6 protein-coding genes and 2 pseudogenes are annotated in these 8,217 nt (G+C 62.2%); 1 reads left to right on the top strand and 7 read right to left on the bottom strand.

The window, feature by feature from the left end:
* Positions 1–123: 123 nt before the first annotated feature.
* A pseudogene (locus ACS5Q1_RS24510) lies at positions 124–531 on the bottom strand (IS110 family transposase); the annotation flags it as partial.
* A 75-nt stretch (positions 532–606) separates the two neighbouring features.
* Here ACS5Q1_RS24510 and ACS5Q1_RS24505 point away from each other — a divergent pair.
* Positions 607–1,219, top strand: a pseudogene (locus tag ACS5Q1_RS24505) (IS630 family transposase); the annotation flags it as partial.
* Between the two features lie 291 nt (positions 1,220–1,510).
* Here ACS5Q1_RS24505 and ACS5Q1_RS24500 read toward each other — a convergent pair.
* The 6 genes from ACS5Q1_RS24500 to ACS5Q1_RS24475 all read right to left on the bottom strand — a co-directional run bounded on the left by ACS5Q1_RS24500 (position 1,511) and on the right by ACS5Q1_RS24475 (position 8,173).
* Positions 1,511–1,798 (bottom strand): hypothetical protein, encoded by a 288-nt coding sequence (locus ACS5Q1_RS24500; RefSeq protein WP_473100617.1) that lies wholly within the window; start codon positions 1,796–1,798, stop codon positions 1,511–1,513.
* Positions 1,788–3,482, bottom strand: coding sequence for a DUF927 domain-containing protein (locus tag ACS5Q1_RS24495; protein ID WP_473100616.1), 1,695 nt, complete (start codon positions 3,480–3,482; stop codon positions 1,788–1,790). The genes ACS5Q1_RS24500 and ACS5Q1_RS24495 overlap by 11 nt, the downstream gene beginning before the upstream one ends.
* A 1,172-nt stretch (positions 3,483–4,654) precedes the next feature.
* Positions 4,655–5,074 carry an HNH endonuclease gene (locus ACS5Q1_RS24490; RefSeq protein WP_473100615.1) on the bottom strand — a complete coding sequence of 140 codons (420 nt, stop codon included), beginning with the start codon at positions 5,072–5,074 and terminating at the stop codon, positions 4,655–4,657.
* A 363-nt stretch (positions 5,075–5,437) separates the two neighbouring features.
* Positions 5,438–5,623, bottom strand: coding sequence for a transposase (locus ACS5Q1_RS24485; RefSeq protein ID WP_473100614.1), 186 nt, complete (start codon positions 5,621–5,623; stop codon positions 5,438–5,440).
* Positions 5,624–6,094: 471 nt separating this feature from the next.
* Entirely contained in the window at positions 6,095–7,150 is a 1,056-nt protein-coding gene (locus ACS5Q1_RS24480) for a Bug family tripartite tricarboxylate transporter substrate binding protein (protein ID WP_473100613.1), read from the bottom strand.
* 75 nt (positions 7,151–7,225) lie between these two features.
* Complete coding sequence (locus ACS5Q1_RS24475) at positions 7,226–8,173, bottom strand: dihydrodipicolinate synthase family protein (protein ID WP_473100612.1); 948 nt, start codon at positions 8,171–8,173, stop codon at positions 7,226–7,228.
* Positions 8,174–8,217 lie beyond the last annotated feature (44 nt).

Raw genomic sequence — 8,217 nt, 5'->3', positions numbered from 1 at the left:
GCGAAGCGGCCGTGCGCACCGTCGTCGATACGGCTCGGCTCACGCCAAGTGTCACCGTCTTCGGCACCATTCTCGCTACCGTCAGCGCCTGAAACCAGCCTCAGCAACGGCGTGGGTAATTACGATCCGTCGGCTTCGCACCCGGTGCAGAGCTTGGAGATCAAGTTGCTCGGACGACTTCAGCGGCACCGGACGCATGGTTGGACGTTGCGCCGCCTCGGCGATAGCCTCGGCATCGCGGTAATCATTCTTGTGTCCTTTGAGGAAGGGTTTGACGTAGTGAGCCGGCAGCAGGCGAACGTCATGGCCAAGGGCAGCAAGCTGACGGCCGACGTGATGGGCTCCGGTACAGGCCTCTATCCCGATGAGACAGGGCGGCACGTTAGCCAGGCAGGATTGCAGCTGTCCGCGCGCGATCTTGCGGCGCAGCACAATCTTGCCGCGGGCATCCATGCCGATGAGGTGGAAGGTGTTCTTGCCCAGGTCGATGCCGATGGTCTTGATGGTCTCAGCTGTGGTCTGCTGTGTCATGACATGGCTCCGTGGCTGTGGGACAATCCCGTACTCCCATGCTCCGCCCGGGAGCACGGCCGGTCCATGCCATTAAAACAGCTGATGGCCGCGGAGTGCGCACGCGCCGACGTGCGTGACGAGCGTCGCGTCTGGACCGGCCAGCGTCAGGTCCGCATGCGCCAAGAGCCGCACCGCTTGGTGTTCTTGGACGAGACGTACCGTCAACACCAAAATGACGCGCCTGCGTGGGCGATCCCGCAGGGGCCAGCGCCTGCGCGTAAGCGCTCCCTTTGGCCACTGGAAGACGCATACCTTTGTGGCCGGGCTGCGTTGTCACGAGCTGAGTGCGCCGTGGGTGATCGATGGTCCGATCACCCGGTTGGCGTTTGACATCTATATCGAGACGCAACTCGCTCCGACGCTGTGCAAAGGCGACGTGGTGATCCTCGATAACCTCGCAGTCCATAAGAGTGAAAGGGCGGCGGAATGCCTGAAGAGACACGACGCCTGGTTCCTGTTCCTGCCTGCTTACAGTCCGGATTTGAATCCGATTGAGCAGGCCTTTGCCAAGATCAAAGCGCATCTGCGCAAAGCCGAAGCTCGCACCTTGGACGCGCTCTGGTGCGCCCTCGGTGAGATCTGCAACCTGTTCGAGCCACAAGAGTGTTGGAACTACCTCAAGGCTGCAGGATATGCGTCCGATTAAGCATCCGATGCTCTAGTCTTGGCTTCCAAGCGCTTCAGGCCAACCCTGAATTAACATCACACGCGGATCACCAACTCGGGGCAGGCCACTTGGCAGCATCAAGTTCAGAGAGATGCCAGATCTAAGCAGTCGGCTGCTGGACATGTGCGGGCGGGGTCAGGAGGATTGTGGGGCACGTATTGATGCTGATCCTGCCTGCAGCGTGTCGCCCCAGGCCAGGAACTCTGCCTCCGCCCGATCAAAGCCGCCCTCATACTCGCGGATTGCGGCCCGCTCCTCGAAGTAGTCGAGCTACTCGGGGCTGAGATCTGTAGGTGCCACGCCATCGGCACGCTCCGGTGCCACCCGCGCCGATGTGTGGCCACCTTCCTCGCCCTCCCGTTTCCAGTGCGTGGCAGGGGTGGCAGGTGTGGCGTATTGCGCGGTAAGGCTTTCAGGGCTGTTCGCCGGGTGTGGCAGGCGGTGTGGCACCGGGTGGTTAGGCGGAGGGAAGCCCTCCGCCACACCCGCCACACCGTTTCGCTGAGTAAAGGTCGGACTGATAAGCGCACGAAGGCGCGCACGGGTTTCACCAATCATGCTCATCTCCCTCGAAGATCGCCGCCGTGATCACGTACACTCGCTTGTTCCCGATCGGCGTCCGCTCGGATCGCTGGAGCTTGCTACCTGGGTCGGGTCTAAGCATCCCGCGCTTGGCGAGCGCTTTCGCTGTCTCACGCGGATCAAGGCCCTTGCAGATTTCCTCCTTCCATTGCTCCGGGAGGACCCACCAGACCCGCTCAGCGCCAGCGCCCTTACGAAAGCCCGCCCGGTTGTTTACCGGCCGCGCATCCACATCGTCGGTCGGGTCGAAGCGGCTCTCGCCATGCGCTTCGAAGAAACGGCGCACTTGGGTGATCGACTCGCGCACCTCGCTCGGCTCCGATCCGCCACGGGTCGCAATCCAATCCGCCAGCGCCCGGGCGGCAGCGGTTTCCGCCTCTCCCTCCGCCCATGGCGCGATCCCGGCCCTCTGCGCGATCTCCCCAGCCGCCGCAATCAGACCGAGGCGGGCAGACGCGCGCTGCACCTGCCCATCCGCATTCGGCGGGAGGTGCTCAGCCTTGAACTGATCAACGATATCCAAGGCTAAGCGAGCGATCTCTTCAGCTTTGGCGGCAATCACCTGAACGAAGGCTGGGCCTGCCGTGCCATAGGCAGTCATAACCGCGTGCTGGAGCGCCTGTGCCAGCTTACCGGCGTCGACGTATTCGCCCGCGCTGTCGAACACGCCGAAGCCGCGACCCGCGTCTGCGGGGATGTCGAGGAGCCGTACGGCCTGTCCTGCATAAGCACGGCGCTGCTTATCCTGAGCAATCTTCTCCGCCATGGGCAGTTCGCCCGTGGAGAGCGTCAGCACCCGCCAGGTCATCGGAGCGCGCATTGAGCCATCGCGTGCAGCCCGTCCTTTTCCGGCCCCGGCCGCAAGCTGATAAACGGCGGTCGCAGCATCTCGGCTTTCAGCGACACCGATCTCGTCGAGACACAGGATCGTGTCGGTGACCATCGCAGCCGTCGCCTCTAGAGCGTTCGCCGTGGCCCGCCACGACCTCACGAAACCGGGATCGGCAGCCCCGCGGCCCCAGACTGAGGCTGCGACCTTGAGAGCTGTGGTCCTGCCGCGGGAACTCGCGCCATAGAGGTTGATACCACCGCCCTCTGCTCCGACCAATTCGAGCAGCGGTCCGGCAAGAGCGGTCGATACGGCGAGGACAAGCCGGCCGTGGCCGCACACAAGGCGGCCGACCGTTTCGCGCCACTCCCCAGGCGTGCCCTGGCTCGCATAGGGCGCCGCTGTGGCTCCGTCGAGGACAACGGTTTCGTTGGCAGGAGATCCGCTTACCTGCTCGGACAGGACGAAAACGCGCATCCCGGCAACCACGTGCCAGCCTGTCCGGCTGACTGTTGTTACCCGCTGAGCGACATCGATCTCGGACAGATACTCGGCGAACAGTTTGTGAGCACTGCGCACCACGTTCAACCCGCGCGAGGCCAGTTCGGCCGCTAGCGCCCCAAGGTCACCATGGAGTGCTGCGTCGCGCACGGCATACTCGTGCGTGCGGCCATCCGGATCTTGCCAGCGGAGCCACTTGGCCCAACCCTGTCCCATCGGGTCCCGGGCCCGACCGATAACCTCGAAGGGTCCTGAGATCATGATCCTTTCAATCGAGGCCTTCTGACCACGGCCGCGCTCGACCTCTGTCGTGAGACCATCCTTAGCCATCGTGAATCGGCCATTCGAGATATAGACGGGCTCTGACTTTGGCGTTTGAGTTGATGCAAGATCGGCTGGTTCGAGCGTTGCATCGGTTGGCTCGCTAACGCGAGCCATTGAAATCCATGTGTTTGTTGAGTTATTCTCAAAATTGGTCAGGCCGCTTGCTTGATTCCTTTGATCCCCGTCACCGTTGCCGCGGTGGCGGGTTTCTTCTTTCTGGTAATCCATCTATGCAGCCTCCCGTTGCTGCGATGTCCGCGAGATCTCCCACGCCTTCAAAGCAGCAAGAGAAAAGTATCTTCGACCGTTAATAAGAATTGGCTGCGGGAAGCCAGAGGTTTGATCTCGCAGAATCCGCCAGAGCCACATGTCTGATCGGCCGCCATAACGTGCCCTTACTTGCGGCGCAGTAACAAGAACGTCGTCTTTCTCCATTAATTTCTCCTCAATTGCGCTAACAATTTAGCGATAAGGAGAAACTGGCACAATTTGGAGGTATTGTCCTTTGCTTTTTTGGGTAGTCGGAAATATCCAAGTGCCTGATTAAGAATAGTATCCAATAGTTCGATTGGAAAATATGCTGATGCATCAATACTTAGGGGGCAATGGCGAGCGGTATCTACTAAATCTTGGCTGCCCCACGCGATTTTTATTTAAAAACGCTGTAGTCCTTTTTCGCTGAGGACAATGTCGCTCTTTAATCGGGAAGGAGCCCGGCAAGCACAGGGCTCTACCGCTCCGAGACGTACGAGAAGTGACCTTCTCCTATTGCTAAAGCGATCTGTGACGACCTGGAATCGAAAGAGCTGGTTCTGTGGAGCTGGTTGTGCTCGGGCGTAGGCGTCTCATGCCAGCTCCTCTGTCCCGAGACTTGTGTGAGCGGCTCGTAGTGCGGTGGAAGGGGGACCCTCGATCTGACAGGTAGCCTCCTTTGAGGTTAGACCCTCGGCCACCATGAAGATTATGTGGCGCTTTCGCGAGCGGCAGGGTGTCCGAATCCATCCGCTTTGGCGGCCGCCGTCCCATCCGTGTGCTGCACGAGGTACTCGTGCGTGCCCTCCTAGGGGCAAAGTCAGACATCGCGCTGTGCGAGACCGGGAGACCGTACGTCGAGTCGTGTCAGGCCGGGCTTGAGTGGTCTCAAGCGAGTCATAGGACGTTAAGAGCGGTTGAACCGCTCAATCCTGGTCCCGTCGTCTAGAGTTGCAGAGCCAATGCGCGCACCGGGTGTTGGCGCGCGTGTGGTGACCGCCCGTCGCAAGCGGAATGATGTGGTCGAGACTGGGGCACATGTGGTTCGGCCAGCGCAGCGTTGAATCGACGGGTGCACCGCAGATGCCGCAGATCCAGCCATCGCGCTCGTAGACCTCGACGGCGCGGAAGTGCTCGCTCGGTGCGAGACGCTTCGCGGCGCGTCGGCGGTGCCAGCGTGCGCGATCTTTCTCAGAATCGTTAGCGTAGACGCGCAGGCGCTCGCCGTAAGCACGTTTCTGGCAGCGTTGCGAGCAGAAGCGCTGCTTGCGGTCATATCCCGGTAGGAACGGAGCGCCGCACGCCTCGCAGCTGAAAACCGTTGGGGCGCGTGCGAAGTGCGCCATCCTACAGGTTTCGGAGCAGAACCGGCGCAACCGGCCTGTGCCGACCTTCGTGGAAGTGAACACGGCATCGCACGCCCTGCAGACCATTGTAATCTCGCGTGCTGGCAAACGGCAGTAATTGCTTATCCGGCACTATATGAAACCAGCCCTAAATGAGCCCTTTCTGGTCCCGACTCGCGCGCGAGGTGGTAAAAAAACTCCGGGCATGCGGGCCCGGGCGGTGGGGCGATGTGCGCCTGCGGAAGATTCGACCCCCCCGGGGGCAGAGGTGCGCAGGTCTTCGTGTGCCCAAGCACCATTGGGCTGGCTGCGTTGCATTAACTTGGAAAGGACAGAACAAACCCCATCATCCCCAGTGCCGGCTCATCCGATGGCACCCAGCGGCGCGGCCGCTTCACAATCAGCAAGGTTCACCCGAGTTCGGACGCGCAGGGCGTCGTTGATGCGCTGCCATGTGCCCTTTTGACGCCATCGTCGGAAATGATCATACCCGCTGTGCCGGGGAGGAAACTCGTGCGGCAGCGGGCGCCAAGGCTCACCGACACGCAAGATTTAGAGGATTGCGTTGAGAACCAGCCGCAGGTCATGCCTGCGGGGACGCCCGCGCCGGTTTGCAGGTGTGAGCAGAGGCCGGGATCGCCCACTCCGCATCGCTCAGGTCGGCGTCGCAGCATAGGGCTGTCATGCCCCTTCAGATGGGCTCAACCCAATTTTCCAGACACCCACTAGTGGTTAAATTCTAACGCTTGGTACTGACGACCAAGTCAGCGCTTTGGTTGGAAGCGGACATTCACTCATCCTCTCTGTACTACCGAATTTGACCCGATGCGGACTTTCAGTGGCTGAGTCAACGAAGTTAGAGCGTGGATTCGCCCACCGTTTGGATGAATGCGCGGAGGCCCGGACATCTTCGACGTCCTGGAGTCCCACACAACCTTCTCCACTTCCTTCTCAGATCAAAGCCGCTTGGTTTTGATCCCCGACGGGCACCATCACCCGTCGAGCCAGCTTAGACTGTCGCTACATGGGTTTGTAATCGGCAGCCTTCAGCAGTTCGGCGTTGCGCGAAACCTCCCGCTTGATGAAGCTGCCGAACTCGTCGGGGCTCTCATAGACCGGCTCGATCCCGAGGGCGGCCAGCCGGCCCGCGGCTGCCAGTTCGCGGGTCGCATCCGCCATCGCCGTATTGAGCCACGCCACCGTCTCGGCGGGCATATTCTTCGGCCCCCAGAGCCCGTACCACGAGCTGAACTCCAGTCCCGGCATACCGCTTTCCGCCGCCGTCGGAATCTCCGGGGTAAGTTGGCTGCGCTTCGCGGTCGTCGTCGCGAGCGCCTTGACCTGCCCATCCCGGGCCATCGGCAGGAGCGCGATGACGGGGTCGATCATGAGCTGGACGTGACCACCCATGACATCGGTCAGCGCGGGTGCCGTGCCCTTGTACGGCACGATCGTGAACTTCGCCCCGGCGAGGTGATTGAAGGCAATCGTTGCGATGTGGCCGGGGGAGCCGATGGCCGAAACCCCGAACTCCCATTGGCTCGGATTCTTCTTGGCATCCTCGACGACCTCGGCGATCGTCTTCTGCGGGTTCTTCGGAGACATGACCACCAGCATCGGCGCCTCGCCAACCCGCGCGATCGCGGTGAAGTCGGTGACTGGATCGAAGGGCACCTTGCTCATGACCTGGCGCGCCATCACGTGGGTCGCCGCCGAGAACAGCAGCGTGTAGCCATCCAGCTGGGACTGGAGGACGCCATTCGCACCGAGGGTCCCGTTGGCTCCGGGCCGGTTCTCGATCACGACGGTGGCACCGCGCTTCTCCTCGATCTGCTTGCCGAGCAGGCGGGCGAAGGCATCGACACCGCCACCGGCCGCGAAGGGCACGATGATCTTGATCGGGTGGGCCGGATACTTGGCCGGCTGGGCGGACACACCATGCACCCACGCGATCGCGGCGAGGCCGGTCACGAGGGCCTTCAGGAATGGGCGTCTTCCCGCCATCGCCCGCGCGCGGGCGAACGGCTCGGCGATGCTGGCGTATGAGATGCTACCTGCGGCATTTCGTGGGGTCATTGGCGTTCCCTCCTGGTTGATGGCGGAGCGTGAATCCGCTCCGCCGTTTTGTCATTAGTCTGCGTCTCGACCTGTTTACTCCGCTGCCACGGCCGTCGGTTGCTTGACGAGGCCGGCTGAGCGCAGCGCATCGGCGATCTCGACGTCGGCCCCCGGCTCCAGGGGCAGCAGAGGCGAGCGAACCGTTGCGTGCTCGAGGATGCCACGGGCGACAAGGCCATGCTTGAGCGCAACCGTGCCTTCCATGTGCGATCCGCGGTGGTAGACGGTGCGGGTTACCGGCAGCAGACGGTCATGGATGGCGCGGGCCCTGGCGTAGTCCTTGGCCTTGCCGGCGGCGATGAACTCGATGAGCGGCTCAGGGGCCAGACCACCGTAACCCACCAGGGCTCCGTCGACGTCGAACATCGTGTGCAAGAGATATTCGTCGTGACAAGTCAGGATCTGGAGATCCGGACGCTCGCGGCGGATGACCGGGATCTCGGTGTCCCAGCGGCGCATGTTGCGCACGCCGTTCTTCATGGCGAAAACGCCCGGCTGGGCCGAAATCTCGAGCTGGGTCTCGAGGTTGTAGGTGGCCTTGGTCACGTCCGGGTACTGGAAGAGGATCAGCGGCAGGCCGCTCTCCTCAAAGATGGCCCGGTAGCGGTCCTGTGGCGCGCCCTTCTGGTAGCCGAAGCGCAGCCAGCCATGCGACGGATACACGAGGCCGGCCGCGGCTCCGGCCGCGACAGCCCGCTTGGCTTCGAGCGCAGCCACCTTGGTGCCTTCCAGAGTGATCCCGGCGATGACCGGAACCCGGCCGTCGGTCGATTTGATGAAGCTTTGGATGACCGCAGTCTGCTCATCCTGGGTGAGGAAGGTGCCTTCGCCGGCATGGCCGAGAACGACCAGGCCTTTGACACCGTCGTGGCTGCCGAGCCAGGAGCCCAGGCGCTGAATGGCTGCATGGTCGACTTCGCCGTCGCGGGTGAAGGGGGTTACGGGAGCGGGAACGAGACCTCTGAGATCGAGGGATGTCATGTCAGTTTCCTCCAAGTTGCATCGTCGGTGTTGGGTTCGGCGCG

Source organism: Microvirga sp. GN3 (genome assembly GCF_055792825.1).
This window is presented reverse-complemented; position numbering and strand designations above follow the sequence as displayed.

Bases quoted from the DNA above. Each gene is read 5' to 3' on its own strand.
- ACS5Q1_RS24500 (WP_473100617.1), bottom strand. From the start codon at position 1,798: ATGATTGGTGAAACCCGTGCGCGCCTTCGTGCGCTTATCAGTCCGACC.
- ACS5Q1_RS24480 (WP_473100613.1), bottom strand. From the start codon at position 7,150: ATGACCCCACGAAATGCCGCAGGTAGCATCTCATACGCCAGCATCGCC.
- ACS5Q1_RS24495 (WP_473100616.1), bottom strand. From the start codon at position 3,482: ATGGCTAAGGATGGTCTCACGACAGAGGTCGAGCGCGGCCGTGGTCAG.
- ACS5Q1_RS24475 (WP_473100612.1), bottom strand. From the start codon at position 8,173: ATGACATCCCTCGATCTCAGAGGTCTCGTTCCCGCTCCCGTAACCCCC.
- ACS5Q1_RS24490 (WP_473100615.1), bottom strand. From the start codon at position 5,074: ATGGCGCACTTCGCACGCGCCCCAACGGTTTTCAGCTGCGAGGCGTGC.